This window comes from Roseateles aquae (assembly GCF_032337115.1).
GTDB classification, from domain to species: Bacteria; Pseudomonadota; Gammaproteobacteria; order Burkholderiales; family Burkholderiaceae_C; genus Roseateles_C; species Roseateles_C aquae.
Genome location: NZ_JAVXZY010000010.1, coordinates 88,041 through 114,535, shown reverse-complemented (window position 1 = coordinate 114,535; position 26,495 = coordinate 88,041). Strand labels below are relative to the sequence as shown.

Sequence of the window (26,495 nt, the reverse complement as noted above, 5' to 3'; positions counted from 1 at the left end):
AGGCCTTATGAACACCCTGAGCAAGCGTCTGTACCTGAGCGCCTTCTCCACCCTGCTGGCCGTAGCGGTGCAGGCCGAACCCGTGGTCGTTGTCAACCCGCATATGAACAGCAAGGCCAGCGTCGATGAGGTCAAGGCCCTGTTCCTCGGCCAGACCAGCACCCTGCCCGGCGGCGGCGCGGTGCAGGTCGGCCTGCCCAAGGAAGGCAAGCTGCGCGAGGACTTCGTCGTCGGCTACGTCGGCAAGAACGAGAAGCAGTACAAGGCCATCTGGACCCAGCTGATCTTCACCGGCCGAGCCCAGGCACCCAAGCAGTTCGACAACGAAGATGAGCTGAAGAAATGGGTGGCCAGCACGCCCAATGGCGTGGGCATCCTGGACAGCAGCAAGGTGGACGCGACCGTCAAGGTCATCGACACCAAATAGCCCGGCGTAGCGCCCACCCTCAGCTTGACCTCAGGCCCGCTCGATCCGGCAGGCATAGCAGCCATAGCCGGCGAAGCGGGCCAGCACAAAAGCCACCTCGGGTCGCGCCAACAGCGCCTGCAGCCGCGCCTCGGCGTGTTCAACGCTGACGACCTGCCCGTAGACAATGCGCTCTTCGGCGCTATAGGCACGCAGCGCAAAACTGCGGCCGAGATAGGGCTGCTCGCCTGCCATCGGCAGCGCCTCGGCGGCCTGCGGCGCGGCGCTGGGATCGGCGAGCAGAAACACCGGCCCATATTCGCGGTAAGGCCCGGCCCGCTCGAAGGGGCAGTAGCTGGCCAGGATCAAGGCCTCGCCGGGCAATGCCCGGCGCAAGGCATCACGGCAGGGCTCGCCGCCCTGGGCGATGTGGCGTTCGACCGGCTGGTTCTGATCGTCCACGCCCTCAAGACGAGCTCGCTGGACAAAGCTTGAACGAATCGGTGCAGTGCGATAGGGGATGAAGGCCGCTAGGCTTGGCATGGCGCGTTTCTCAGTTGTGGCAAGTGCGCGCATGCTAGTTATGCGGCCCCACCAGCCGCCACCCGATTCTTGCGCTGTTAGGGCGTTCGGCTGTGGTGCCGCGAAGCAAGGTCTGCGAAGACGCCCTGCGGCTGACCGACACGCCAAACACAAAGGGCGCCCCGCAGGGCGCCCTTTATTGCTAAGGAGTCAAGGACTCTGCGCTGCTCAGTTCTGTGCCGCGCAGCTGTAGACCGAGAAGTCGTCCACATACCAGCCCAAGGCGCCGCCAGCGCAGTCGTTGCCTGCCTCGAAGCGGATCTTGACCTTGTCGCCTGGCACGGCATACGGGGCCAGATTGATGATGGAGCGGCCCCAGGAACCACTGACCCGGCCTCCGTCACTGCCAGAGAAGGCCGCTTGGCCGGCCAGCGGGTTGTCGCTGCCCTGTGCTGCCGTGTTCAGCGTGGCGTTGTAGGGGTTGTAAATGAAATCCCCGGCGTTGATCAGCTGCCAGGCCCCCCCATTGACACTGATCTTCAGGTTGCCGCCGTCCCAGCCAGCCTCGGTCGAGACCCAGTGATCAAAGGTCGCCCGCAGCGTCGAGGCGCCTGCCGGGATGGTGATTTCCGGGCTTTCCAGGCGCTGCAAACCGGCCTCACTGCCCGGGCCGCCGCAGGCACCTGCATTGATGTCGGCGGCGTAGATGGCATAGCCAGCGCGACCGCTGGGCAGCTTCGTCACCACACCAAAGTTGCGCGGCGTGAAGGAACTCGCCACACCGGCATTGCTCAGCGTCCACTTCAGACCGCCACGCTTGCCGCCGTCAAAGTTGTCCGCCGCAATGACGCTTGGATTGCCTACCGGGCACAGCGGGGGTGGCGTCTGCTGCAGCAGCGTCTGGAAGCCGCACTGGCTCGGCGGCGTGCGCAGTTCAACCGCTGCAGTCACCTTGGCCACCTGCTGGCAGTCGAAGCTGGAGATCACCTCGCCCGAGGGCAGGCCGGTCTTCAGATGGGCCAGGTTGACGCCGGTCAGATCAGCGCAAGACTGCTCGATCGCATCAGCATGCTCAGGGAAGCCGCTGGCTGGCCCCTGGTAGACCGTCTGTGCGCGGAAGTAGATGTGCGCCGCCTTGGTCAGACCAATACCCGTGATGGACTGGCCGTTGTAATTGCCACCATCGACCAGCAAGGCATAGCCATGATTGGCCACGCCCGAGTTGCTGTGTACGCCGCCGTTGTCCGAGCTGATCGGGCCGCAAGCGTACTGGGTGTCGGTCACCTTGCCCGGATGGCCGTAGCAGGTCGGGTTGTACATATCGCGGATGGCGCCGCCGAAGGCCGAGGAGTCTTCGCCAACCAGCCAGCGCACCGAGTTGTCCGACCCCGGGCCGCGCTGCAGCGAAGCCACCACGCCGCTCTGCGCCTTCAGCGCCGTGCCATCGGCCTGAGTGATCGACAGCGCGGGAACCGTGATGGTCGGATCTGCCCCGCCCATATTGATCACCCCTGCCGTGTTATTGCCGACGATGACACCCACCGCGCCGTTGAGTTGGGCGTTCTTCACCTTGATGGCAAAGCTGCAGACGCCTCGATCAACGAAGGCGATCTTGCCGGCAACCGCGCCTGCATTCACAAACGGTGTCGTGCAACCATCGGTCAGCGTGCTGCCCCCCGCCGTCGAGCCGTCGTCCACGACCACAACGCCGACGTTGCTGAGCGAGAAGGTCTGCGGCCCGAAGGCGGCCGTGCCGGCGGTCTTGGTGCCGGCAATGGCTGCCGGGGCCAGGATATTGACCTGGGTCGAGTTGGTGGACACCGTGCAGGCGCCGACCGAGCGTGCGGCATCAGGCGTGTCGCCACCGCGGCCGTTGATGCGGTCGACCGTCTCTCCCCAGATGTCGGAATAGGCCTCGTTCAGGGCGCCCGGTTGCCACTGGTAAATCAGGCCATGGGTGTATTCGGTGTAAGCGTGACCCCATTCATGGGCGGTCACGTCGTCGGTCGTCGTGCCCGGGCAGAAGGAGATATAGACCCCGTTCCAGGACGCGTTCGGGCACCCATTGCCACGGTTGAAGATCGAATCCATCGTGGCGCCCTTGCCATCGAAGGAGTCGCGACCGAAAGCAGTCTTGAACAGATCGTAGATTTCAGCCGAAGCGGCGATCATGTTGTCGGCTTCGGTCGTGCCCGTTGGGAAGGGCTGACCTTCGACCCAGAACGGCGTACCGGGGTAGTTCGGGCCAGGTTGATTGACGTTGGCGCCATCGAAGGCGCGGCGATTCTTGCCCTCGTGAATGCCGGCAATGCGATCAACAACCTTGCCGGTATTGGCATCGACAAAGATGAATTCGCGCACATCGACGCCATTGCCGACCTCGACCTGCCAGACCAGGCGATTGCTACCTGGCACGCCTTGCGCCAGCCCTTCGCGATAGATCAACAATGCAGCCGGCTTCGTGCCGACCCTGGCTGCCGCGGCGCTGGACATGCCGGCGGTAACAAACTTCTTCGCTGCTGCCGCGGCTTCTGCGGCGCTGCGGCTCGGCTGGGTGTCCAGCTCGATGCCGGGGACAAAGGTGCCGTTGACGGCAGTCAGCTTGCCCGCGCTGTCAAAGTGCGACTTGAGCTCGGCGCCAAACACCGGCACCCCGCGGTACAGCTGCTTGTGAGTGATGTGTGCGCCACCCTGCTTGTCTCGGGCGAGCAGGCCGGCGCTGAGTTCGGCAGCGGCATTGCTGATGCCGAACAGCGCGCCATAGCTGTTGAAGAACTGCGCTGCGCCGCGCAGCTTCTCGTCATCGTTGCCCGCACGCGAGCCAAGCGCAGCACCCAGCTGCCGGCCACTGCCAGCGTCAATACGAACGAATCGAGCGGCGCCAGTCGCACCGTGGTAGCTCACCTGCGGTGCGCGGCCCGTCGCGACGCTCAGGCGGGTCAGCGCGTCGCTTTGACCTGCCAAGGCCGCGCCGGACTGGGCCTGTGCGGCCAGAGACAGACCCATGGCGATGGCCAGGGTGGACAACTTCAGATGGGTACGAGTCATGGAAACTCCCATAGGGGCGCGAACGCCGCTGTTGCTGATCTTGAAAGAACGACCGGGGCCCCGGCCAGCCGCACCGTTCAGGCAGCGCGGCGGCGTGTAGCGAACAAACCGGCCGCTGCCAGACCAACCAAGGCCAGGCTGCCAGGCTCAGGCACGGTGTTGCCCGCGGTACCCACGGTCAGGTTGTCCAGCGAGGCATACAGCGAGCTGCCCGGGCCGCTGATGGTGAAGGAGGAGATGTCGACGGTGGAGACAAAGCCACGGAAGCTGTCCGCCAACGAGGTCGGCGTGAAGCTGGTCGTCGAGCCGTCGCTCAAGCTCAGCGTGACCAGCACGGACTGAAAGGCGTCGTTGAGATCGGTGGTAAAGAAGTCCGCGCCAAAGGCCTTGACGCCAGCGCCGAAGGTGACCGTCAAGGCCTCGTTGATCTGGCTGGTGCCCAGGAAGCCGCCGGCCAGATACAAATCGCTGGGCGCAAAAGCAGTGAACGCGAACGGACCGGTGCCGAAGGTCTGAGCGCCAGATGGGCCATTGCCCAGCCCGTCGAAACTCTCGGTATAGCTGGACGGCGCCAGATGGGTCAGGAAGTCGGATCGCGCGACGTAAATCGTTGGCGATGCGAAGGATGACACGGACATCGCGAGCAATGCGACGGCGGACACCAGGTGGCGGATAGCGTGCATACGGAGCCTCGTTCTGCGGTTTGAATGGGCCAAAGTGTGACTTTTGACCGCCGAATTCTGATCCTCATCGCTCGCGATTTGTCCCCCCTCATCCACGGGAAGGGGAAACCAGCAAGGGGAAACCAGCAGTACCCCCGCAAAGCGCCGCCGCAGTGGCCTCCTAACGTTCTGATATAGCAGCCGGCGTATCCGGAGGCGTGAGCAAGAGTAGCAAGGTGGCGCGGTAATCCGCCCGGGCAATCGGCTTGCCACTGACCGGCAGGGGATCGAGCTGCAACAGTTGGACCTGATGCCCGAAGGCCTGAACGGGCGGCCCCGCCATGGCGGGCAGATGCAAGTCCAGCGTCTGTCGGTCGCCGCGGCCCTGCTGCAACCAGACGCGCACCGACGCCTGGCCGGCCCAGACGCATTGGGCCCCTTTGGGGCAGCGGGAATCGGCGCTGACGGCCTCAACGCCCACACGCACACCCGTCTGGCCGACCTGCGCCGTGCCGCCGACGGGCAACGTGAACGCCGTGCCAACGGCGACTGCCAAAGGCGCCTCCGGCGCGGCCGAGCTGCACGCCGCTAAGCACCAGAACGCAAGGGTTGCCACGCCGCCGATCTTCATCATCGAGGTCTCCACAGTGGCCAGCATGCTAAGCGAACACGGAACCCGCGCTCTCACACGGCACTCCTCTGTGCGCGCCATTCAGAGCCGCCGGGCCGCCAAGCGCACTTGGGCACCGACCCGCTGCGATAATCCGCCCTTCCCCGACTCGAACGCCGCCGCAAGCCGCTGCCATCTGGCCTGGCCGCGCCAGCAAAAAGACACCATGTCCGCCGACCAGCCCTCTCCCGTCGTCCAGCGCATTGAAAGCGAAGTGCGCCGCCGCCGTACCTTCGCCATCATTTCCCACCCTGACGCCGGCAAGACCACGCTGACCGAAAAGCTGCTGCTGTTCTCCGGCGCGATCCAGATTGCCGGTTCGGTGAAGGCGCGCAAGGCATCGCGCCATGCGACCTCGGACTGGATGGAGATCGAGAAGCAGCGCGGCATCTCGGTGGCCTCCTCGGTGATGCAGATGGAATACCGCGACTGCGTGATCAATCTGCTCGACACCCCGGGCCACCAGGACTTCTCCGAAGACACCTACCGCGTGCTGACCGCCGTGGACGCCGCGCTGATGGTGATCGACGCGGCCAACGGTGTGGAGCCGCAGACCCGCCGCCTGCTGCAGGTCTGCCGCGCCCGCAACACGCCCATTCTCACCTTCGTCAACAAGATGGACCGCGAGGTGCAGGAACCGCTGGCGCTGATGGACGAGATCGAGCGCGAGCTGGGCATGACCGTCGTGCCCTTCACCTGGCCGGTCGGCATGGGCAAGCAGTTCCATGGCGTGATGGACCTGCGCCAGCAGCGTATGCGTGTGTTCGCGCCCGGCGAGGACCGAGTCGCCGGCACTGAGGAAGTGCTCGATGGCCTGGACAACCCGGCCTATGCCGAGCGTTTCGGCATGCAATACGACAACGCCCAGGGCGAGATCGAGCTGGTGCGCGAGGCCGCGCCGGAGTTCAATCTGGAAGACTTTCTGGCCGGCCGCCAGACGCCGATGTTCTTCGGTTCAGCGGTCAACAACTTCGGCGTGCAGGAGGTGCTGGACGCACTGGTCGAGCTGGCGCCGGCACCGGACGAGCGGCCGGCGATGCAGCGCGTCGTCAAGCCCGAAGAGCCCAAGTTCAGCGGCGTCGTCTTCAAGATCCAGGCCAATATGGACCCGGCCCACCGCGACCGCATCGCCTTTCTGCGCGTGGCCTCGGGCCATTTCGAGCGCGGCATGCGCTTGAAGGTGGTGCGCTCGGGCAAGGAGTTGCGCCCTAACACCGTGGTGAGCTTCCTGTCACAGCGCCGCGAGCTGCTGGACGAGGCCTTTGCCGGCGACATCATCGGCATCCCCAACCACGGCGTGCTGCAGCTCGGCGACACCATCACCGAAGGCGAGGCGCTGCAGTTCACCGGCCTGCCCTTCTTCGCGCCGGAAATGTTCCGCTCGGTCGAAGTGGCCGATCCGCTGAAGACCAAGCAGCTCAAGGCCGGCCTGCAGCAGCTGGGCGAGGAAGGCGCAATCCAGGTCTTCCGCCCGATCGCGGGCAGCGTGTTGCTGCTCGGTGCCGTCGGCCAACTGCAATTCGAAGTCGTTGCGCACCGGCTGGAGCATGAGTACGGCGTCAAGGCGCGCATCATGCCCAGCCGCTTCCAGGTCGCCCGCTGGGTCACCTGCGAAGACCCGCAGGAACTCAAGCGCTTCATCGACGCCAACGACCACCGCATGGCCTATGACGCCGTCGATGCCCCAACGGTGCTGGTCGAGTACGCCCCCGAGCTGCGCGCGATCGAGAGCAACTGGCCCAAGATCAAGTTCCACGCCCTGCGCGAACACGCCGGCCTCGTCTTCCAGCAGCGACTGGATGGGTAAGTGGGGACCGAGCAAAGGCCCTGCGGCCCCCTTTGACGCTTTGCGACGCCCCGCGAACGCCATGACACGTCTTGCGTGACTTGGCCGGACTGAGCAAGGACCGAGCCTGATGCCTGCGCATCAAGCGACGCCTTGCGAACGACAGGGCAAGTCTCGCCTGCCCGGGCCGGTCTGAGCCGCGTCAGAAGCGTACTTCGCCGCCTAGACCCAGCACATTGACGCGGCTCTTGTTGTAGCGCTCTAGGCCGAATCTGAGTCCGAAACCGCTGCTGAATTCGTAAGCAAGACCGGCGCCCAACGTGGTTTCAGTCACCGAGCCGGCCTTGGCCAAAGAGTTGTTGCCCTCCATCCGCGTGCGGCCCAGGCCTGCGCGACCATAGGCGCGCCAGGCGCCGCCGAGGGGCAAGTCGCCGACCACGGCAAGACCGATATGGCGGTCCGGATGGGTGCCGCTGTCGTGAGTGTTCAGCCAGTTCGGAAACAGCCGGAAGCTCAGGGCGCGGCCGAACACTTCCAGCGACAACTGCTCATTGAACCGATAGCCGGCGAACAGGCCCAACGAGGGGTCGCTGCCGGCTTCGTAGGCTTCATGGCTGCCATTGGCCCTTCCCAGGCTGAGGCCGACGTAGGGGCCAGGTTTGGCTTGGGCGTCCTGCGCGTGCGCAACGCTGACCAGGCTCATAGCGCAGGCAGCCGCGACCGCCAGCTTGCGAATTGCTGTCATTGGATATCCTCCTCCTAGATTGAAATAACGGATCAAATCGATTCCTCCGGTCGGACTATCGACGTTCTCGGGGCAACAGTGCCAAGGCTTGGGACGAATTGAGGCATGGCGCGACGAATTGGCAGATTCCGGGCAGGAATCCCCCGAGGCGGCTGCTCAAGCGCTATGGCACAGTCGCCGCACCACACAGTCCTGCGGAGACGAGGGATGAAGCCTGTTTTCCAAGGCGCGCTGCGCGCCGCCCTGCTGACGATTGTCCTGAGCGGCCTATTCAGTCCGTCGGTTGAGCTGCATGCCGCACCGCTAAGCCCGGCTGAGCTGCCCCGGATGCTGCAGGACTGGCTGCCCTGGGCGCAGCAGGGCCACGAAGAGGAGACCTGCCCACGCCGCCACGATGGCAATGCGGAGCGCGAGTGCCTCTGGCCCGCGCGCCTGGCGCTGCAGGCCGGCGCCAGCGGCGCCAGCTTCCGTTATGAAGTCGAGGTCTTCGGCAAGGCCCTGTTGGTGCCGCTGCCCGGCGAAGCCACGGCCTGGCCACAGGAGGTGAAGAGCGGCAGCCGGGCGCTGGCGGTGGTCAATCAGGGTGGCCGGCCGGCGACGCTGCTGCCGCCAGGCCGCCATCTGATCGAAGGGCAGATTCCCTGGCGCCAGATGCCGCAAGATCTGCTGCTGCCCAGCAACCTTGCCGCGCTGCAGTTGCAGGTCGACGGCGTCACGCTCAATCGCAGCGCCAATGCCGAAGGTCGCGTCTGGCTGCGCCAGACGCAGCAAGCCGCTCAGCAAAGCGACGGGCTGACGCTGAACACGGTGCGCCTGCTCGATGACCAGATCCCGCTGCGGCTGCACAGCCACTACGAGCTGAGCGTGGCCGGCAAGGCCCGCGAAATCACGCTGCCACTGGCCCTGCTGCCCGGTTGGACCGCCGAGCAGATCGACAGCCTGCTGCCGGTGCGCCTGCAGGACGACGGCCGGCTGATCATCCAGGCCCGTCCGGGGCGCTGGCAGATCACCGTCAGCGGCCGGCTGATGCAGCCCGCGCAAGACCTGACCCTGCCCAAGGCCGAAGGTGCCAGCGCCGAAGAGGTCTGGGCCGTAGCCGCGCACAACGAGCTGCGACTGATCCGCGTCGACGGCCCGGCCAGCGTCGACCCCAAGCAGGTCGAGATGCCCAATGACTGGCGCCAATACCCGGCCTACCGAATGCGCCCCGGCGATCAGATCCGGCTGCTGCAAAGCCGGCGCGGCAATGCCCAGCCCGAGCCGGATGAGTTGAAGCTGCGGCGCCAGCTCTGGCTGGACTTTGACGGCGGCGGCTACACCGTGCATGACGAGATCCAGGGCAAGCTGTCACGCTCGACCCGTCTGGAAGCGGCCGCGCCCTTGCAGCTGGGCAGCGCCAGCGTCAATGGCCAGGAACAGACCATCACCCGCCAGCGCGGCGATGGCCCGGCCGGGGTCGAGCTGCGTGACCTGAGCGCCACGCTGCACGCCGATAGTCGCATCGAGGGCGGCACGCGTGACTTCAGCGCCGCCGGCTGGCAGAGCGACTTCAGCGCGCTGACCGTGGCGCTGGCGCTACCGCCCGGCTGGCAGCTGCTGCATGCCGGGGGTGTCGACAGCGTCAGCGGCTCCTGGGTCGCGCAATGGACGCTGTGGGACATGTTCTTTCTGCTGCTGGCCAGCCTGGCCGCGGCACGGCTGCTGGGCTGGCGCAGCGGCCTCCTGTTGGCCGCCGCCTTGGGCCTGAGCTGGCACCAGGCCACCGCACCCGGACTGCCAATCTGGTTGCTGCTGCTGGCCCTGCTGGGACTGAAGCAGGTGCTGCCCGTGGCCAGCAAGGCCTCGCGCATCGCCGCGCGTGGCCATGCGCTGGCCGCCTTCGCACTGGCCCTGCTGCTGCTGCCGCACGCGGTGACGCAGCTCAGGCTGTGCCTGTATCCGGTCTTGGAAACGCCTGCCTCTCGCTTCCAAAGAGAGGCGGTGCCGGCGGCCGCACCGGCCGTCACCCTTCCACCTGACGTGCAAGTGGAGGCGGCGCCCGATCAGGCTGCGGCGCCCCCGCCTCATGCGCCCCTGCCCGTGCTCAGCAACGTCCGTGAAGTGAAGGCGAGCGTGATGGCGGTCTCTAAGCCTCGCCCACCAGGCGATGCGCCGCCCAGCCGACCGGAACAAATCGACCCCAGCGCCCGCGTCCAGACCGGCCCCGGCCTGCCCCGCTGGAACTGGCACAGCTACAGCCTGAACTGGCAGGGCCCGGTGCGGCAAGACCAGGCGCTCAGCCTCTGGCTGCTGCCGCCCTGGGCCACGGTGATTTGGCGCCTGCTCAGCCTGGGCCTGCTGCTGGCCGCGCTGGCGCGGTTGGCCGGCGTGAAACGAGGCCAGCATGGCGCCGATGGTGAGGGCCACAGCCTCTGGCCGCAGACCCGCCCGGCCCGATTTGAAAGCACCGCAGCGCTGCTGTTGGCGCTCAGCCTGGGCGGCCTGCTGCTGACACCGCCCTCGGCCGAGGCCGCGCCGGCGGCACAGGCAAAACCTGACCCCGCTGCGAGCTCAAGCAGCAGCTTGCCGCCTCCTTCCAAGGAATTGCTCGACGAGTTGCGCGCCCGCCTTGACCCGCCGCCGCCCTGCCTGCCGCAGTGTGCCGAGCTGGCCCGTGGCTTGCTCAGCGCCACCGGCAGCAAGCTGCAGCTGCGCCTGGAATTGCATGCGCTGGCCGAGGTTGCCGTGCCGCTGCCGGGCCAGGGCAATCACTGGCAACCGAGCCAGATCCTGCTCGATGGCAAGACCGCCACAACCCGGCGCGACGCCCAGGGCCAGCTGTGGCTGCTGGCGCCACGCGGCGTCAGCCAGCTGCTGCTTGAGGCCGATGCCGGCAACGCCAGCAGCGTCGACATCAGCCTGCCGCTGCCGCTGCGCGAGCTCAAGAGCCAGCTGCAGGGCTGGAGCCTGGCTGGCGCCGACGCGCGCGGCCAGTACGCCAGCGCGATCAGCCTGCTGCGCGAGCAGGACATCAGCGCCAGCAGCAAGGGCGACGGCGCCAGCCTGCGCGACAGCCTGCCGCCGCTGGTGCAGATCGAGCGCCGGCTGCAGCTGGGCCTGCAATGGAGTGTCGAGACCCGCATCCGTCGCCTGGCCCCCAGCCGTGCGCCGCTGCAAGTGCGCTATGCGCTGCTGGCCGGCGAGGCCATCAACGACGCCAGCGTGCGCGTCGAGAACGGCGAGGCCGTGCTGCAATTGGGCGGCGAAGAAGAGCGGCAGGTGCAGAGCAGCCTGGCCATCGCCCCGCAGCTGCGCCTGAAGAGCTCCAGCGCGCCGCAGCAGATCGAACGCTGGGTCTTGAACGCTGCCCCGCAATGGCATCTGAGCCTGGCCGGCATCCCGCCCATCCAGCATGGCGAGGCTGGGCAGTGGGCGCCGGCCTGGCAGCCCTGGCCGGGCGAGAGCGTCGAGTTGAACATCGTCAAGCCGGCCGGTGTCGACGGCCAGACGCTGACGCTGGACAGCGCGCAGACCACCGTCAAGCCAGGTCTTCGTGCCAGCGACTACGAGCTGCAAGCCCGTCTGCGCACCAGCCTCGGCGGTCAGCAGAAGATCACCCTGCCCGAAGGCGCCGAGCTGCTCGCCATCAGCGTGGACGGCAACACCTTGCCGCTGCAGGCGCAGGACCGCGTGCTCAATGTGCCGCTGACGCCGGGCGAGCATCTGCTGACGCTGCGCTGGCGCGAGCCGCAGGGCATGGGCCTGCTGTTCCGCAATTCGCCGCTGCAGCTGGGCAGTGCCGGCGTTAACGACACGCTGCAGATCCAGCTGCCCGAGGACCGGCTGGTGCTGGCCCTGGGCGGCCCGCTGATGGGGCCGGCGGTGCTGATCTGGGGCGTGATCGCCGCGCTGCTGCTGGCCAGCTGGGCCCTCGGGCGCTGGGGCACGGGTGCAGGCCTGCACAGCTTGCCGCTGCGCGCGCCGGGCTGGCTGCTGCTCGGCCTGGGGCTGGCGCCGGTCAGCCTTGGCGGCCTGGCTGTGCTGCTGGCCTGGTTTGTGCTGCTGCAGCAGCGCCAGCGCTGGGCCGGACAGATGAGTCGCTGGGCATGGATGGCCGCACAGCTGGGCCTCTTGCTGCTGACCCTCGCCGCGACGACGGTGCTGCTGGACGTGCTGCGCACCGGTCTGCTCGGCTACCCCGACCTGATGATCCGCGGCAACGAGTCCTCCAGCCATCTGCTGCGCTGGTATGCCGATCGCTTTGGCAGCCAGACGGCGCAGGCCTGGGTGATCAGCGTGCCGCTGCTGGCCTACCGCATCGCCATGCTGCTGTGGGCCCTGTGGCTGGCCGCCTCGGTGCTGAACTGGCTGCGCTGGGCCTGGGCCTGCTTCAGCAGCGGCGGGCTGTGGCCGGAGAAGCTGGCGATACCGGCCAAGCGCTCGGGAAAGCCGACAGACTGAGGGGGCGTCATCTGGGCACCGGCCGCCGATCCGGTGCCCGAGCTGGGCTGCTTAGGGCTTGCTGCTGTAGTTGGCGGGAAACCAGGTGTAGCCCTTGCCATCGGGTCGCAGCTTGCCGATGCCGGGAAAGCTGATGTGGGCCACGGCCACGTAATAACCGTCTTTGGCCGCGTCCGCATAGGCCTTTTCGCGTTGCGGGCGGGCCTTGCTGGAATCGTTGTCGAAGGCGATGGTCACCGACGGGTCGGGGAACTGCACCGCGGCGACGTGCATCAGATCGCCCCAGACGACCAGCTTCTGGCCCTTGCTCTCGACCACATAGACGGTATGGCCGGGCGTGTGGCCATAGCTGGGCAGTGCACGGATGCCGGCGACCAGGTCGACGCCTGTTTCCTTGCCTTCAAAGGGTTTGAAGCGGCCGGCCTCCTGGTAGGGCTTCAGCGACATCATCGCGCCCTTGAAAGCGCCACGGTCGGCCTCGGGGGCCTTCTCCATCTGCGCGCTGCTGAGCCAGAAATCGGCCTCGCGCTGATCGATGCGCACCGTGGCGTTCGGGAAGGCCAGCTTGCCCTCGGCCAGCAGGCCGCCCATGTGGTCGCCATGCAGATGGGTGATGTAGATCTCGTCAAGCTGCTCGGGCTGGTAGCCGGCGGCCTTCAGATTGGCCTGCAGGCGGCCCAGCGTCGGGCCGAAGAGATTGGCCGCGCCGGTGTCGATCAGCACCAGCTTCTCGCCCGTATTGATCAGATAGCCGTTGACCGAGGTTTCCACCGGCGTGCTCAGATGCGCATGCTCGAGCGCCTTCATCACCTGGCCGGGCTTGGCGCCGGTCAGCAGCTTGTCCATCGGCAGGGCCACGGTGCCGTCGTTCAGCGCGGTGACTTCGAAATCGCCCAGCATCAGCCGGTAGTAGCCGGGTGCCTGGGTCTTGACCTGGGGAGCGGCCGCCTGGACAGGCGTTGCAAGCAGGCCGGCAATGGCCAGCGCAGCACTCAGCGCCAGCGGAGCAAGAAATCGTGACATGGGCAAACCTCGTGATGAAAAGGCAGGGAGCGAGCAGCATAGCAACAGGCGCTTGTCGCAAAGAATGGTCTGCATGAATTGGCGTGGGCCCGCTTCTCTCAACCCGCAGGGCAAGGACCAGCCAGGCCCTGCCGGTATTGCGAGGCCGGTGTGGGCTGGCCATTGCCGCGCCGCAGGCCAACTGATGCAACCTTTCTTCAGTGTCCTGTCTCGCCATCGCTGTCTTGCAGCGAAAAGGCGGGCAATATGGCGATCACCGTGGTACGCCCCCTGACAGAGTCGACGTGAAACCGTCCGGCGAGCGATTCAATGCGTTCGCGCATGCTGGCCAGGCCCAGCCCGACCTGGCCGCCACGCAAGGCACGCGCTGCGTCGAAACCGCAGCCATCGTCGCTGACCCGCAGTGTGAGGCCCTGTCGACCATGCCGAAGCACGATGGATACGCGGCTTGCGCGAGCGTGCCGCTCGATATTGCCCAGCGCTTCCTGGCCAACGCGGTACACGGCGGTGGACACCTCCCTTGACAGGCGCGGCAGATCGTCAATTCGCAGATCAAGCTGCAGTTGGCTGCGCCGTTGGAACTCTCGTGCAAGCTGGTCCAAGGCCGCTGCCAGCCCCGAACTGTCCAGCGCGGACGGCAGCAGATCATGCGAGATGCGCCGCACCTCGCGCAGCACATTGCGCAGCTGATTCTGCGCCGCTTCCAGGGTCTGAAGCGCCTCGTTGCTGCCAGTCTCGACCTGCACGACAGCCGACTCCACGACAAATTGCAGCGAGACCAACCATTGGGCGATGCCATCATGCAGTTCGCGCGCAATGCGAGCGCGCTCGCGCTCGGGAGCCAGGCGGTGTTTGCTGATCTCGGTGACGACAACAAATGAGCCGCAGGCCTTGCCGTCGGAGCCCAACTGGGGCAGCACGTTCACCTCGATCCATCGCTTGCCGCCGTCGGGCTCTATGCGCTGCCGGGCATAGGACATCGCCCGGTTGTACCTGACGCCTTCGTCAAGGATGGGGCGAATCTCGTTGGCGGCCTGCTCACCAATGATCTCGACGTAGTGAAGTCCAACAACCGACGCTTCACTCTTGCCATAGGTGCGCGCGTACTGTCGATTGGCGAAGCAGCAGTAGCCGTCGACACTGTAATAGGCAATCAGCGCGGGAATCGTGTTGGCGACAAGGCGAAAGCGTTCAGCCTCCTTGAGCGGCCGTGGCGGCACGCTTCTAACCTTGTGGCTCAGTACACAGACGTGCATGCGCAGGATCAGCGACCAACGTCCCTTCAGCTCATAGCGCAGATCTGCCGCGCGTGCCCCGCCCTCGGGCCTCACCTGGAGTGTGCAGCTGAAATCCTGGGGCCGCGTCAGCGCTTCCAGCAGGGTGTCGCGTGAGGCCTGATCAAACGGGTTCACCCAGCCCTGACGTAGCAGATCAAGGCGTGGGCGGCCCAGCATCCGGCTGAATGCCTCGTTGACGGTATTTGCCCCACCGTCCACCGTGAGCACGCAGACGGCGGCGGGGATCATGTCGAAGATGGCCTGCTGGTCCAGGCCCTCCATGCTGACTTCGATCATGCTGACTTCCAATGGCCTTCCACCGCGAAGCGCACAAGCGCCGCCGAGGAGTCGAGCTCAAACTTTCGCTTGATGCTGGAGCGGTGGGTGTCGATGGTGCGGGCATCAACGCGGAGTTCTCGTGCAATCGCCTTGCTGCTCTTGCCCAGCGCGATCAGCGCCAGAACTTGCTGCTCGCGGGGCGTCAATTTGGAGCCCTTGGCGGAACGCAGCAGGCGCAAGCCAATCTCGGCCGAGAAGTAACTCCCGCCAGCCGAGACCGCCTCGACGGCAGCCAGGATCTCGCGGGACGGCGCGCCTTTGAGCACATAGGCGTTGGCGCCAGCCTGCGTGGCGGCGTGAATGCAATCGTCACTGTCATGCATGGTGAAGACCACATAGCGAAGCTGTGGCTGCTCGCAACGCAGCTGCCGGATCAGCTCGATGCCGCTGGCGCCACGCATGCTGATATCGGTCAACACCACATCGACGGCCGTTTGCGCCGCCAACTCCAGCGCATCCTCGGTGTTGGCGGCTTCGGCCACCACCCGAAATCGATGGTCGGCCTCAAGCTTCATGCGCACGCCGTCGCGCACGGCGGGATGGTCATCGATCAGCAAAAGGCGGATCACCTTGTCCGCCGGGATCTTGATGGGTGCGGCGACGGTATGGCTCATGAAGTCAGGGAGTGGGGACAGGGGGAGCCGCCGCGGCCAGGGCCGCCCCCGCAACGCACCATTGCGAGAGCAGAGGCGACCCAAGCCATGACCCGCAGCGCCGCTGCAGTGACGGATCAGGCCGGGCGGGGCCAGTGTTGCCCTGCAATGCCTCAGACGGCAGTGCGCTGCTCGGCTTGCCCCATGACCACCGCCACGGGCTTGCTCGCCTCCTGGATGAACACGCACAGCAGCTTGATCGGCTTATCGCCGAGCACACGGGCGAAGTGCACGTCCTGATCGGCCACCATATAGGACATGCCTGGCGTGAAACGTTGATCGGGCTTGCCTTTGGTCACCAGGTCGAACTCCCCCTCCAGCACATAGGTGACTTCGAGCCCGGGATGGACGTGGGGCGAGGCGCTGGTGCCGTTGGGCACTTCGATGATGTTGAAGTTGACGGTGTATCCCTCGGGAAAGTTGGTCTTCTGTAGCACCGTGCGTTTGATGCCACCCTGGACATAGGACGAGCCAACAATGGCTGCCAAAGAAGCTGCTGTTTCCTCGATCATCTTGACGTCTTGCATGTCTTCATCTCCGTTGCTAGGTTGATGGGTACTTGATACAGATACTGCTAGTGGGAAATCCTGCAAATGCTTGAACACCGTGAGCGTGGTGAATGCCGCATCGGAGCGCGGTGTGGAGCGCCGCGGTAACCGTTGAGATGGCGATCATTCGCAGCGCAGCACTGGCGCGGCCGGCGCACTTTGATGTTCATGCATCTGCGTGACACGACAGCAGATGGCGCGCCACAGGGGGCAGATCGCCTGCTGCCGTGGGCGCCTCCCAAGCCAGGCTCACTGGTTCTGTGGGAATCGTTGCGCGCCTTCGACCGCGTCAAGCCAGGGCACGGCCTGAGCGGTGTAAATCTCGGCCAACGGGCGCAGGCCTTCCAGCGAGTCCAGCGTGCCGGCCTTGAGGATGACCTTGCCGGGCGCTGCGGCAATTCTGGCGAACAGCGGTGAGCCGCACTTGGCGCAGAAATGCCGGTGCACGGGTTCGCCGCTGTCGCCCGTGTCCAGATAGACCGTGGTGTCCCCCGACTGTTGGTAGTCAGACTCCCTCACGACGAGATTGAATGAGAAGGCACTACCGCTTTGCTTCTTGCAATGCGAGCAATGGCATAGCGCGATGGCGCGGGGTTCGCCGCTGAGTGTGTAGCTCACGGCTCCGCACAAGCAAGCGCCTTTTCGGTGGGACATGGATGTTCTCCCTGCGTTGGGTGGATCAAGGGCCAAGGTCTGCGCGCACGACTGCCGTCTGCGCAAGCGGTATGCACAATGCGCGGCCCAACTGGCGTGGTGCCCCGGCTTGGCCACCAGAGCAAGGCGCGCAACAAGGATCGAGGCCTGTCGAGCCTCTCTCGGCAGCGTTGACCACGACACTCGCCCTGCGTTGGCGCATCGCCTCGCCGCCAGAGCGACGAGGGCCTCGATGATGGCCATCTGCATGGCGGACGGGGTCGCAGCGCATCAGCCAACGAGAGGGCCAACAGCGGCAAGCGGGCGCTGACGGGACGCCAGCAAGGCGCCGACCAGCAGCGAGACGGCGGACGCGACCAGCCCGCGCTCCAGGCCCCCAGCGCTGTCGGCGATCCAGCCGACCATCGCCGGGCCGACGATTTGGCCCAAGGCAAACACCGTCGTGAAGGCGGCGATACCGGCGGTCCACGCCTCCTGGGGCAGGTTGTGCCGTACCAAGGCGGTCGTCGACGCGACGACGGACAGGAAGACGCCGCCGAAAACGATGCCGGAGAGAAAAACCACGGGCACCAGTTTGGTCAGCGCCGGCAAGATCGCGGCGACGCACAACAGTCCGTTGAGAATGGCCAGCGATTCACCGCCCTTGAAGCGATCCAGCATACGCGCCCAAATCCGCGAGGACGCCACCACAGCCAGACCGAGCAACAGGTAGAAGAAGTTCACCAACTCGCCCCGCATGCCTTGCTGCTTGAGCAGGGCGACGACAAAGGTCATGTAACCGATATAGCCCATGCCGAACATGAAGTAGCCGCCAAGCCCAAAGCGAAAGTCCCTTACGGAGAAACGCTGACGGCTGGTCTGCTGAGGCACGGCTGCGGCGCCTATCCCCCTGGCTGGCGCGGCCATGATGGCGGCCGAGAGCAGACACGCCAAGCCCAGCGCCAGCCACGGCCACTGCCAGGCATGGGCAGCCTGGTGCTCGTGCGCTGCCAACAGCGTGGCCGGCACCAGCAAGGCCGACAGCGCGATGCCGATGCCCGTGCCACCGTAGTACAGGCCAATCAGCAGCCCGGCCCGCTCGCGCTGCATGGAACCCAGCTTGGCCGATAACACGCCGCCCGCGATGAAGACGAAGGCGCTGGCCACACCGGCGCAGAGACGCTGCACAAACAGCGCCGTCGAGTCGGTGACCAGCCCGGACACCAGCATGAACACGCCAGCCAGCAGGGCCCCGGCGATGAGCACCGGCCAGACGCCAAAGCGGCGCATCAGCGCTGGTGTGGACAGCGCGCCCAGCAGGTAGCCCACGGCGTTGCAGGTGTTCATGCTGCCGGCCAGCAGATAGGACCAGCCAAGATCCTCGCGCATCGAGGGCAGCAGCAGGCCATAGGAAAAGCGCGAAAGCCCCAGCGCAATGGCCGCCGCCAGCGACAGCGCCAGCGCCGTGAGCACCGGGTGGCGCGGATAGCCTGCCTCGGCAGGCCTTGCATCGGCGGAGACGCGGGAGCTCGAACTCATGCGATTTTCTCCAGGCAAGCAAGTTCCGCGGGCAGCCTGTCTTCGCCCGCCACCACCGGCGCAGGGCCCGTATCACGCCGGACGGTCGGCTGTCTTTGCAGCATCTGGAGCAAGTCGGCGATGCAGCGCTTGGCGTCTTGGGTGAAGCGCGAGTTCATCAAGGGACGCGGTAGCGCATGCGTATAGAAGTGCGCACCTTCCACGGGGAAGCCCAGTGCCCATAGGTTGTCATGGACGCTGCCGTCGGCAGCGACAACCCTCAAGTCTGGCGTGATGTCCAGCCCGCCCGGCTGATAGCTGCCGTTGGCAAACGGGCGCACCAGCCCGCGGCTGAGCATCTGCCGCGACAGCGAAGAAGCGTCGGTTGACGGCGAGTAGGGGTCCAGCCGCGCGATCACCAACACATCGGCGTAATGCCGAACGCGCTCCTCGATGAACTGGTTGCTGATGCAAAACTCGCCCTTCACTTCGTCCATCTCGACGCAGTTGCCCGGGCCTCCCGCGATGTCCAACAGCCCGGCGTCCATCAATGCCAGCAGCTCCGCATTGCGTCGCCTGGGCGGACCGAAGGAAATTCGATTGCTGGTGGCGACGAAGTCCTCGGAGTAGCTCGGATTGGACGATGGCGTCAGCCCGGCGAACTCGACCGCCGCGCGCAAACCTTCGCGGCAGTCACGCAGCACGTCGGTCGCGGCCTTCACCGGGCTGCTCAGGTTGCCCTTTTCCGCTTCCTCGAAATCGCGCTCGACGAGCAGGCGGAAGAAGCGGCGGAAACTGTCAAAGGAAGGGAAGGTCCGCCCCTTCAGCGGATACAGCAATTGACGAATGGCCTCCTGCTCCGCGGCGGTCGGCTCGAAGGTCTCGGCATTCGGAGCCAATCCAGCGCTGGCGGCGCGATAGGCATAGGCCATCTCACGCTCAAGCAGCGGCAGCACCTCGCTGCCGAAGTCGAGCTGCTGCGACCCTGTGCGCGCCACGGCCTGCGCCTGCAGCAGTCTGATCGCATCGACCGTCAGAAACCTTGCCTGGTGACGGCCGGCAATGCCTTTCTGATTGACACCACGAGCCGCAAAGGGCAAACACTGGCGCGAGAAGAGTCTGATCCTCGGCTCCCGTCCCGAAGGCGTATAGCGCAGCCCGCCTGCTTGCGCCGTGAACTGTCCACCGCGCCCTACGGTGAGCGTTGAGATCACGTCATAAGCCGTTAGGCCCAGGCCCTGTACGGCCACGGTGGCCGCGTCCGAGATTGCGTCCAGGCGTGAGCTTGGGTAGGGGCTGGCCAGGAAGAGGGCCTTGGGATTGCGCCGCGCCGCCGCTGCCGCGAAAGCCTCGTAGGCCAGGTCGCTGTCCGTGGGCCGTCGCATGCCGTGGCCAGTGGCCAGGAAAACGTAGTCGGCCCGGTACTCAAAGCCGCAGTCCAAGACAACCTGAAAGCCGCGCTCAGGCAGCGGGACAAGGTCGACGACGCGGCGACGGTGGTGCTCGACGCTCACCGTGGCCGGCAGCTGCGCGGCCACGCGTTCGAAGGCCCATCTCAGGTACTCGCCGAGCATATTGCGTGGCAGGTGGTCCTGGTCGCTGATCTCCGCACCGCCTTCGCCTTGGACCTGCAGAAAGCGGGTGCCAAAGCGGCGGTAGCCCTGATACCGCGCCCACTGAGTGAGCGACAAGCCTTGCTTGCCCATGATCTTGCTGTCCTCACCGAAGATGCCGACCTGGGACGCGACCGTGTTGGTGAGCAGGTGATCGGGCTGCTGAACTGGATGTGAGCCCGGTCCGCAGTCGCCGGGCTCGACAATGTCGATCTTCAGCTCCCAGGCAAGTGGCGCGGCGTGCAGTTGCTCCACCAATTGCTCCAAGAGGCTCAGGCCGCGTGGCCCCATGCCGACGATGGTGATGCGTGCAGTTTTCATGGTGCTGTGGTGCGAAGCGTCAAAGGGGCGTGAAGGCTGCCGCGTGCCCGATCGGCTCGGCATGAAGGATGGCGATATCGGGCTGGTTCGGCAGGTGCGGGAAGACCGACAGAACCCGGGGATCGTGACCAGGGATGATGTGGTACGGCCCGTCCGCGAGCGTCTCTATGGTCCCGTAGGCTTCCAGCATGCCTTCGAGGTCGACGACGATGGGGAAGGGCCTTCGCTCGCGCAGATTGGTCCAGTAATGCGCCGCGTCGCTGGCCAGGACGATGCGCCCGCGCGCGGTTGGCACGCTGACCACCTGCAGCCCTTTGGTGTGACCACCGACGTGGTGCAAGCCAATGCCGTCCGCAAGCGTGGCGCTGCCTTTGTGAAACACCAGCCGGCCTTCGAACAGACAACGAATGGCATTCATCACATCCTTGGCCTCAAAGGGTTGTCGCAAGGTGGCGTGACCCATGCAGCGGCCGGTGCAGTAAGCCATTTCCTCATCCTGGATGTGGATGCGGGCGTTCGGGAAGGCCAGCAGATTGCCGCAATGGTCATAGTGCATATGCGTGACGACCAGGTCCGTGACCGCAGCCGCCGCGATGCCCAAACGCGCCAGCAGCTCGACGGGATCGTGCAGAAAGGTGCGCTGCCTTTTTCTCGCGGTATCGCTGTCAAAGCCGGTGTCGACAACGATGGTGCGTTGCTCGCTCCGGATGACCCAGACGAAGAAATCCAAGGGCATTTGCTCATCGTCGTGGAAGTCGGGGAAGATGAAGTTCTCCCGCCCACGGCGGCCTTCGTGCGTCGCATAACGCAGGGCATAGACTTCAAAAGGCGTTGGATTCACGAACCTTCCTTCTCGACTCAGCAGATGTCGGCGGGCGTTGCCTGGGGCTCCAGACTGCGCTTGAGGGCAAGCAGCGGCAGGTGGCGCTCCAGGGAGGAACGCTCGGACCAGCTGCTCTTCTCCTGGAAAAAGAACTTCTCCTGGCCGAAGGCGGGCACCAACTGATCGAACCAGGTCGCCTGGCTGTCGAACTTCGCGTAGAAGGGCCTGCGGACCCAATCGGCATTGCGCGCCTGAAGGAACTGCAGCGCGAAGACCTTCTCACCGCCCAGCGTCACGATCCCGTCCACGACCACCTTGCCCGGATGGGCGCTCATCGATGGGCCGCGCACGGTGCGCGCGAGACCGGAGACCTGCTGATATGCCGCCTGGAAGATCTCGTAGGCCCTGGCCAGCGGCAGTTCGAAGTAGTGACTGGGGCCGGTGTCGCGTTCAACGAACATGTAATACGGAATGGCGCCCAGCTTGACACCTGTTGTCCACAATTCCGCCCAGCCCTTGGGATCCTCGCTGATGTGGCGAATGACCGGCGCCTGCATGCGCAGCGTTGCCCCCGTCCCGACGATGCGCCTCACGGCCTTCTGGGCGATCGCCGTGCGCAACTCCGCAGGATGGTTGTAGTGCCCCATCAATGCGAGGTTCCGACCGGAGTCGATGACACGTTCGAACAAGCGCAGCAGATCGTCCGCATCCTTGTCGCTCACAAAGCGCTGCGGCCAGTAGGCGACGGACTTGGTACCGATGCGAATGTTCTGCACATGGGCCAACTCCGGTGCCAGCAGGGGCTCGATATAGCCGGCCAGGGCGCGCGTGTTCATGACCAAGGGGTCGCCGCCAGTGATGAGCACATCGGTGACGTCCGGATGGCGCTTCAGGTACTCGACGAGATCGGACGCATCCTGCGCATCAAACTTGAGCTCATCCATGCCGACAAACTGTGGCCAGCGGAAGCAAAAGGTGCAGTAGGCATGGCAGGACTGTCCAGCCTTGGGGAAGAACAGCACGGTCTCCCTGTACTTGTGCTGCAGGCCACTCAAGGGACGGCCGTCAAGATAGGGCACGTTATGCGTCATCTGCCCGGCCGGGTGCGGATTCATCCGCATCCGGATGTCGCGCACCATCGTCTCAATCTTGGATTCGTCTTGCTGAACCAGCACGAGCTCACGCAGGGCCTCGTACTCGGCGGCGTGAAGCATTTCACGGTGAGGAAATGTCAGGCGATAGATCGGATCGTCAGGGATGTTGTCCCAATTGATCAGCTCATCCATCACATAAGGATTGACCCGAAAGGGCAAGACCCTTGACACAACAGAGACCGTCTCCTGCAGGTCTTGCGGAATCTTTCCCCATTGCGGCGCAGCCTTGATCGTGTGGTGCGTATAGGGCTTGAATTTGATCGCGCTGTCGGTACTCACAGAACTCCCCCTCGTATGCCGAATTGGCAATTTGCAGGAACGAACCCGGCTTGCGGCCGTCTTTGGAACTTCACCCTCATCGAAGTTGGCGCGTGGTTCTGGAGTTGCGAGTCCCGAATCATCTAACGTCCTTGCTGGTGAGGACGCCGCCTTGTGTATGCCAATTATTGAAGTGGCGCGCTGGCGCCGCATCGTCGCAAACACAGAATCAGTCTGCGCCTGAACACATAAGGGAATCTTCTGTGCTAACGGACATACTGCTGTCACACGCATGGACGATCGAACTGGCCTGCCAGAGCTCGGGCAACTCTGCAGCGCGCGCGTGAATACAGGCGGATAGGCTCGCATGGACTGATTCGACCGTTCGCCCTGCGGGCGGGTCAAGCGAGCAATTCGAATGCATGCATGAGCGCGGCGAATGTCAGGCGTCGACTTGGCCTGACGGCATGGCGCCTTGTGCTAAAAACCTTCATTCCATCTGCAGCAGGCCATCACCTCGTGTCGATCCCACTTGCCCAGCTGTCCTTCCTGGATTTGCTCCGCGGCTTTGTCGCGGTAGGCCGCCGCATGAGCATCACGCAGGCGGCGCAGGACCTGCACCTCACCCAATCTGCAGTGAGCCGGCAAGTCCTCGCGCTGGAGGATCGACTTGGCGCCAAGCTGCTGGTCCGGGGTTATCGCTCGATCTCACTGACGCCGGCCGGCGAGCAACTGTTTGGCGTTGCCAATACGGCGATCCAACAGCTTCAAGACGTGCTGGCCGAGCTTGATACCGCCAGCGCGGCGCGGCCGGTGCGGCTGACCGCCAGCATCGGCGTGACCGGCCTGTGGCTGCTGCCGCGGCTGAAGAAGTTCCAGCAATTGCGCCCGGGGATTGACCTGCGCGTCTCGGCCCACAACCGCGTGCTTGACCTGCGGCAGGAGGGTATCGACCTGGCGATCCGCTACACCTCACGCGTTGCGGTGGCTCCCGGCAGCACCCATCTGTTCGGCCACAGGATCGCGCCCATTGCCCATCCCTCGCTGGGCGTACGCAGTCTGAGCGGCGTCGAGAGGCTTGCCGGCTACTCGCTGCTGGAATACGACGACTCCACCTACCCCTGGCTGCGCTGGTCACATTGGCTGGCTTCGAATGGTTGGGAGGCGGCCCGGCCCAAGAGCGTGCAGCATTTCAACCAGTACGACCAGGTCATCCAGGCAGCAGTCGGTGGCCAAGGCATTGCCTTGGGGCGCCTGGAGCTGCTGCAAGAGCAGCTCGATACCGGGCTGCTGGAACAGGTGGGCCCGTCGCTGCGGAGCGAGCCGTCTGACCATGCCTACTGGCTGGTAAGAGCCGACGAGCATCCACGCGAGCATGTGCGTCTCGTGGCCAACTGGATCGAGGCCGAGGCGCGCGAAGGTCAGCGTTCGGCTGCAGCACACCCGTGCTGAGGCGCGTTCTCACTCACCGCCAGCTGCGATCGGCCAGAGACGAACCCGTTGCTTGCATTTGCGCGCGCGACGAGACCAGATGGCAGGCCTACAAACAGCCAATGCAGTCAACCGGGCCCGCCGCCAAAGTCTCAGACACCTCTCACTGCTCGACCAGCTCCACCCGCCGGTTCAGCGCCCGCCCCGCCTCGGCCGCATTGCTGGCCACGGGCGCCAGATTGGCCAGGCCGCGCGCGCTCAGGCGCTTGGCATCGATCTTGTAGTCCTTCACCAGCGCGGCCGTCACCGCTTCCGCGCGGCGCTGTGACAGCGCCAGATTGCCCTCCAGACCACCCTGGTTGTCGGTATGGCCGACGATGAACACCTTCAGCGCCGGCTGCTTGGCCAGCAGCGCCGCCATCTCGTCGAGCTGTGGCTTGGAGCCCTCTTTCAGCTCCGCCCGGGCGCTATCGAACAGGATGCCGTAGAGTGCGATGCGCCCCTCGGCGGCCAAGCCCTTGGCCAAGGCATCGGCCTTGACCTGCACCTGCCCGCCGGCCATCGCCTGGCTCTCGATCACCTGCAGGAAGTAGGGGCCGCCCGTGCCCCGCCGCTCCTCGCTGCTGGACGGCGCAATCACCGTCAGCACCACCGTCACATCGCCCTCGGGGCGGGCCAGCCGGGCCACCAGCACACGCGGCGGGTAGTTGCCGTTGTCGTCGATCCGGCTGCTCGGGCTGTAACCGCCGACAAAGGTGCTGGTCTTGTCGGTCCAGAAGCGGGCATGCTCGTGATAGTTGGCCTTGCGGCACTGCGGCGCGTCCTCGCAGGCCAGCAGAATCTTGAAGCGGCTCTGCTCCAGCGCCTGCTTGTAGTTGCGCAGCACCTCCAGCGGCGAACTGTCCTTGGGCGCCAGATAGAAGTAGTTGAAGGTGCGCCCCTCGACCGTCTCGCTCTGCTTGGGGCCTAGCGGCACGCGCACCTGTTCGAAGTGATTGCTGCCGTAGTTGAACAGGATGGAGCCCTGGTAGCGGCTGATCAGCGGATGGTCACTGCCACCGGCCTTGTCCGCCAGCGGCTCGGCCGCCTGGGCCGGCAGAGTCGCACCCAGCATCATCATGGCCGCCACGGCCACCCAGCGCTTCACATCCACCATTGCACGCCACACCTTCATCGCTGTTATTTCCCTTGCTGCCACTCATCGGGCAGGGGCGCTTATACCGGCGCCAGACAACTTCCGGGACGATGACAATGCGTACAGATGCAACCGGGTGTGTGCGACCGAGGGTCTTGCAAGGCGCCTGCAGGGTGCCAGCATAGGTCGGCGTGGTCCGCCGACTTATGCTGACTTTCCTTAGCGCTGTCGCAGCAACAGAGTCAGGCGCCCATCGCCGTCGAGCGCCGTTTCCAGCTCGGCGAGCCGCGCGTCGACCTGGCTGCGCTGACAAGTCCCGCTGCAGCGCAATTGCAGGCGCCAGCCCTCGGGGCTACGCTCGACCAACACCTCCGCACCCCAGCCACGCAGCTGAGCCTCGAGCTCTGCCGCATCACGATCTGGGTTTGGAGCCAGCCACTGGGCCTGGCCTCTCGCACCGCCACGCCAGCCCGGCTCGGCCTCGCCTGAGGACAGCGGCCCCCACTGTGGCCACACGACCAAGCCGACGCCGGCCACGACGGCAGCTGCCGCCAACCAGCGCCAGAACGGGCCATTCGCAGCGTCGCCATGTCTCGCTGGCGGCTCGGGTGATACAGCCGCCAGGCCCGCACGACGCCGCACATCTGACCAATCCGGCCGCAGGCCGTCCGCCGGCATTTCACCGAAGGCCCGGTGCAGGCGCTGGCCTTCGTCGTAGGCACCGGCCTGCTCTGGCCGCAGCTCCGAAGGCCGCTCAGCGCCGCGCAGACCGCCCAGAAACGCCCGAACCTCGGCATCCTGCCTGTCCAGTTCGGCCTCATCACGGCGCTTGTCTTCAGCAGTCATTGCAGTCTCGCAGAAAGGGTTGCAACTTGGCACGGCAGTCCGCCAGGTAAACCGTCGCGGCATGCTCGCTACGGCCCAGCTTCTGACCCAGGTCGGCATGCGACCAGCCTTCCACATAGGCCAGATACAGCGCTTCGGCTTGCTCAGGATGCTGCTGTGCAAATCGCGCAAAGCCACGGCGAACGCAGTCGTCTTGCACACTGAGATGCGACGCTTCGAAACTTATCAGCTCGGCCCTGCTTTGAGCAGCTTCGTCGCTGACCTCAGGCAGTTGCTGGTGCCGCCAGTGTGCCAGCAGCACGCGCTTGCCGATCGCCCATAGCCAGGTCGACAGCAGCGCGTCGCCGCGGTAGCCAGCCAGCCCGCGCAAGGCCGCTGCAAAGCTGTCCTGCACCAGTTCGTGGGCAACCGACTGAAGACAACCATTGGCCCGAAAGTACCGGTACAAACGCGGATACCACTCCGGGTACAGCGCGGCAAGATCCGACTCGCTCGCCATTGGCGTCGTCTGGCCCGCATCGATCGACCCGTCCGCCGCTTCAGAATCTCCCATCGCCCCTTGACTCCTTCCCAGATCCAATCGATGCCACCCATGCCCAGCCTTCGGCCTCGAACACTGCGAATCAAGGGTTTGCGCACGGTCG

At 65.4% G+C, this 26,495-nt stretch carries 21 protein-coding genes; 4 read left to right on the top strand and 17 right to left on the bottom strand.

Going from position 1 to position 26,495, the window contains the following annotated elements; genetic code table 11:
* The first annotated feature begins 7 nt into the window (after positions 1–7).
* Positions 8–427: a hypothetical protein gene (locus RQP53_RS20500; protein WP_315652552.1), complete on the top strand. Its 420-nt coding sequence runs from the start codon at positions 8–10 to the stop codon at positions 425–427.
* Between the two features lie 30 nt (positions 428–457).
* Here the strand turns inward: RQP53_RS20500 and RQP53_RS20495 are convergent, their stop codons facing one another.
* From RQP53_RS20495 to RQP53_RS20480, 4 genes are all read right to left on the bottom strand, one after another.
* Complete coding sequence (locus RQP53_RS20495; protein WP_315652551.1) at positions 458–949, bottom strand: DUF1203 domain-containing protein; 492 nt, start codon at positions 947–949, stop codon at positions 458–460.
* A 207-nt stretch (positions 950–1,156) separates the two neighbouring features.
* Positions 1,157–3,976, bottom strand: a complete 2,820-nt coding sequence (locus RQP53_RS20490) for a M4 family metallopeptidase (protein WP_315652550.1) — start codon at positions 3,974–3,976, stop codon at positions 1,157–1,159.
* Between the two features lie 77 nt (positions 3,977–4,053).
* Positions 4,054–4,614 (bottom strand): PEP-CTERM sorting domain-containing protein, encoded by a 561-nt coding sequence (locus RQP53_RS20485; protein ID WP_315652549.1) that lies wholly within the window; start codon positions 4,612–4,614, stop codon positions 4,054–4,056.
* 205 nt (positions 4,615–4,819) lie between these two features.
* Positions 4,820–5,272, bottom strand: coding sequence for a hypothetical protein (locus RQP53_RS20480; RefSeq protein ID WP_315652548.1), 453 nt, complete (start codon positions 5,270–5,272; stop codon positions 4,820–4,822).
* Positions 5,273–5,474: 202 nt separating this feature from the next.
* On the opposite strand from RQP53_RS20480, the gene RQP53_RS20475 reads away from it, so the two are divergent.
* A complete protein-coding gene (locus RQP53_RS20475) occupies positions 5,475–7,115 on the top strand; it encodes a peptide chain release factor 3 (RefSeq protein WP_315652547.1) in 1,641 nt (546 codons plus the stop codon).
* Positions 7,116–7,296: 181 nt separating this feature from the next.
* Here the strand turns inward: RQP53_RS20475 and RQP53_RS20470 are convergent, their stop codons facing one another.
* Positions 7,297–7,839, bottom strand: coding sequence for a porin family protein (locus RQP53_RS20470; protein WP_315652546.1), 543 nt, complete (start codon positions 7,837–7,839; stop codon positions 7,297–7,299).
* Between the two features lie 207 nt (positions 7,840–8,046).
* On the opposite strand from RQP53_RS20470, the gene RQP53_RS20465 reads away from it, so the two are divergent.
* On the top strand, positions 8,047–12,279 hold the full coding sequence (locus tag RQP53_RS20465) for a hypothetical protein (protein ID WP_315652545.1): 4,233 nt from the start codon (positions 8,047–8,049) through the stop codon (positions 12,277–12,279).
* Positions 12,280–12,330: 51 nt separating this feature from the next.
* Here RQP53_RS20465 and RQP53_RS20460 read toward each other — a convergent pair whose 3' ends face one another.
* The 9 genes from RQP53_RS20460 to RQP53_RS20420 all read right to left on the bottom strand — a co-directional run bounded on the left by RQP53_RS20460 (position 12,331) and on the right by RQP53_RS20420 (position 22,460).
* Positions 12,331–13,302 carry an MBL fold metallo-hydrolase gene (locus tag RQP53_RS20460; RefSeq protein ID WP_315652544.1) on the bottom strand — a complete coding sequence of 324 codons (972 nt, stop codon included), beginning with the start codon at positions 13,300–13,302 and terminating at the stop codon, positions 12,331–12,333.
* Between the two features lie 197 nt (positions 13,303–13,499).
* On the bottom strand, positions 13,500–14,876 hold the full coding sequence (locus RQP53_RS20455) for a PAS domain-containing sensor histidine kinase (protein ID WP_315652543.1): 1,377 nt from the start codon (positions 14,874–14,876) through the stop codon (positions 13,500–13,502).
* A complete protein-coding gene (locus tag RQP53_RS20450) occupies positions 14,873–15,532 on the bottom strand; it encodes a response regulator (protein ID WP_315652542.1) in 660 nt (219 codons plus the stop codon). Before RQP53_RS20450 ends, RQP53_RS20455 begins: the two co-directional genes overlap by 4 nt.
* Positions 15,533–15,684: 152 nt before the next feature.
* Positions 15,685–16,098: a cupin domain-containing protein gene (locus RQP53_RS20445; protein WP_315652541.1), complete on the bottom strand. Its 414-nt coding sequence runs from the start codon at positions 16,096–16,098 to the stop codon at positions 15,685–15,687.
* 270 nt (positions 16,099–16,368) lie between these two features.
* A complete protein-coding gene (locus RQP53_RS20440; RefSeq protein ID WP_315652540.1) occupies positions 16,369–16,773 on the bottom strand; it encodes a GFA family protein in 405 nt (134 codons plus the stop codon).
* A gap of 270 nt (positions 16,774–17,043) precedes the next feature.
* Complete coding sequence (locus tag RQP53_RS20435; RefSeq protein WP_315652539.1) at positions 17,044–18,291, bottom strand: YbfB/YjiJ family MFS transporter; 1,248 nt, start codon at positions 18,289–18,291, stop codon at positions 17,044–17,046.
* Positions 18,288–20,204, bottom strand: coding sequence for an FAD/NAD(P)-binding protein (locus tag RQP53_RS20430; RefSeq protein WP_315652538.1), 1,917 nt, complete (start codon positions 20,202–20,204; stop codon positions 18,288–18,290). Before RQP53_RS20430 ends, RQP53_RS20435 begins: the two co-directional genes overlap by 4 nt.
* Positions 20,205–20,223: 19 nt before the next feature.
* Positions 20,224–21,045 (bottom strand): N-acyl homoserine lactonase family protein, encoded by an 822-nt coding sequence (locus tag RQP53_RS20425; protein WP_315652537.1) that lies wholly within the window; start codon positions 21,043–21,045, stop codon positions 20,224–20,226.
* A gap of 17 nt (positions 21,046–21,062) precedes the next feature.
* Positions 21,063–22,460, bottom strand: coding sequence for a KamA family radical SAM protein (locus RQP53_RS20420; protein WP_315652536.1), 1,398 nt, complete (start codon positions 22,458–22,460; stop codon positions 21,063–21,065).
* Between the two features lie 498 nt (positions 22,461–22,958).
* On the opposite strand from RQP53_RS20420, the gene RQP53_RS20415 reads away from it, so the two are divergent.
* The gene (locus RQP53_RS20415) at positions 22,959–23,891 is read left to right on the top strand and encodes a LysR substrate-binding domain-containing protein (protein ID WP_315652637.1); all 933 of its coding nucleotides are present in this window, start codon (positions 22,959–22,961) and stop codon (positions 23,889–23,891) included.
* Between the two features lie 142 nt (positions 23,892–24,033).
* Here the strand turns inward: RQP53_RS20415 and RQP53_RS20410 are convergent, their stop codons facing one another.
* The 3 genes from RQP53_RS20410 to RQP53_RS20400 form a co-directional block, all read right to left on the bottom strand.
* A complete protein-coding gene (locus tag RQP53_RS20410; protein ID WP_315652535.1) occupies positions 24,034–25,044 on the bottom strand; it encodes an OmpA family protein in 1,011 nt (336 codons plus the stop codon).
* A 180-nt stretch (positions 25,045–25,224) separates the two neighbouring features.
* Complete coding sequence (locus tag RQP53_RS20405; RefSeq protein WP_315652534.1) at positions 25,225–25,851, bottom strand: hypothetical protein; 627 nt, start codon at positions 25,849–25,851, stop codon at positions 25,225–25,227.
* Complete coding sequence (locus tag RQP53_RS20400; protein ID WP_315652533.1) at positions 25,841–26,404, bottom strand: RNA polymerase sigma factor; 564 nt, start codon at positions 26,402–26,404, stop codon at positions 25,841–25,843. Before RQP53_RS20400 ends, RQP53_RS20405 begins: the two co-directional genes overlap by 11 nt.
* Positions 26,405–26,495 lie beyond the last annotated feature (91 nt).

What these genes read in the sequence shown, in the direction of transcription:
- RQP53_RS20500 (WP_315652552.1), top strand. Translation starts at nt 8, where the DNA reads ATGAACACCCTGAGCAAGCGTCTGTACCTGAGCGCCTTCTCCACCCTG.
- RQP53_RS20495 (WP_315652551.1), bottom strand. Translation starts at nt 949, where the DNA reads ATGCCAAGCCTAGCGGCCTTCATCCCCTATCGCACTGCACCGATTCGT.
- RQP53_RS20490 (WP_315652550.1), bottom strand. Translation starts at nt 3,976, where the DNA reads ATGACTCGTACCCATCTGAAGTTGTCCACCCTGGCCATCGCCATGGGT.
- RQP53_RS20485 (WP_315652549.1), bottom strand. Translation starts at nt 4,614, where the DNA reads ATGTCCGTGTCATCCTTCGCATCGCCAACGATTTACGTCGCGCGATCC.
- RQP53_RS20480 (WP_315652548.1), bottom strand. Translation starts at nt 5,272, where the DNA reads ATGATGAAGATCGGCGGCGTGGCAACCCTTGCGTTCTGGTGCTTAGCG.
- RQP53_RS20475 (WP_315652547.1), top strand. Translation starts at nt 5,475, where the DNA reads ATGTCCGCCGACCAGCCCTCTCCCGTCGTCCAGCGCATTGAAAGCGAA.
- RQP53_RS20470 (WP_315652546.1), bottom strand. Translation starts at nt 7,839, where the DNA reads ATGACAGCAATTCGCAAGCTGGCGGTCGCGGCTGCCTGCGCTATGAGC.
- RQP53_RS20465 (WP_315652545.1), top strand. Translation starts at nt 8,047, where the DNA reads ATGAAGCCTGTTTTCCAAGGCGCGCTGCGCGCCGCCCTGCTGACGATT.
- RQP53_RS20460 (WP_315652544.1), bottom strand. Translation starts at nt 13,302, where the DNA reads ATGTCACGATTTCTTGCTCCGCTGGCGCTGAGTGCTGCGCTGGCCATT.
- RQP53_RS20455 (WP_315652543.1), bottom strand. Translation starts at nt 14,876, where the DNA reads ATGATCGAAGTCAGCATGGAGGGCCTGGACCAGCAGGCCATCTTCGAC.
- RQP53_RS20450 (WP_315652542.1), bottom strand. Translation starts at nt 15,532, where the DNA reads ATGAGCCATACCGTCGCCGCACCCATCAAGATCCCGGCGGACAAGGTG.
- RQP53_RS20445 (WP_315652541.1), bottom strand. Translation starts at nt 16,098, where the DNA reads ATGCAAGACGTCAAGATGATCGAGGAAACAGCAGCTTCTTTGGCAGCC.
- RQP53_RS20440 (WP_315652540.1), bottom strand. Translation starts at nt 16,773, where the DNA reads ATGTCCCACCGAAAAGGCGCTTGCTTGTGCGGAGCCGTGAGCTACACA.
- RQP53_RS20435 (WP_315652539.1), bottom strand. Translation starts at nt 18,291, where the DNA reads ATGAGTTCGAGCTCCCGCGTCTCCGCCGATGCAAGGCCTGCCGAGGCA.
- RQP53_RS20430 (WP_315652538.1), bottom strand. Translation starts at nt 20,204, where the DNA reads ATGAAAACTGCACGCATCACCATCGTCGGCATGGGGCCACGCGGCCTG.
- RQP53_RS20410 (WP_315652535.1), bottom strand. Translation starts at nt 25,044, where the DNA reads ATGAAGGTGTGGCGTGCAATGGTGGATGTGAAGCGCTGGGTGGCCGTG.
- RQP53_RS20405 (WP_315652534.1), bottom strand. Translation starts at nt 25,851, where the DNA reads ATGACTGCTGAAGACAAGCGCCGTGATGAGGCCGAACTGGACAGGCAG.
- RQP53_RS20400 (WP_315652533.1), bottom strand. Translation starts at nt 26,404, where the DNA reads ATGGGAGATTCTGAAGCGGCGGACGGGTCGATCGATGCGGGCCAGACG.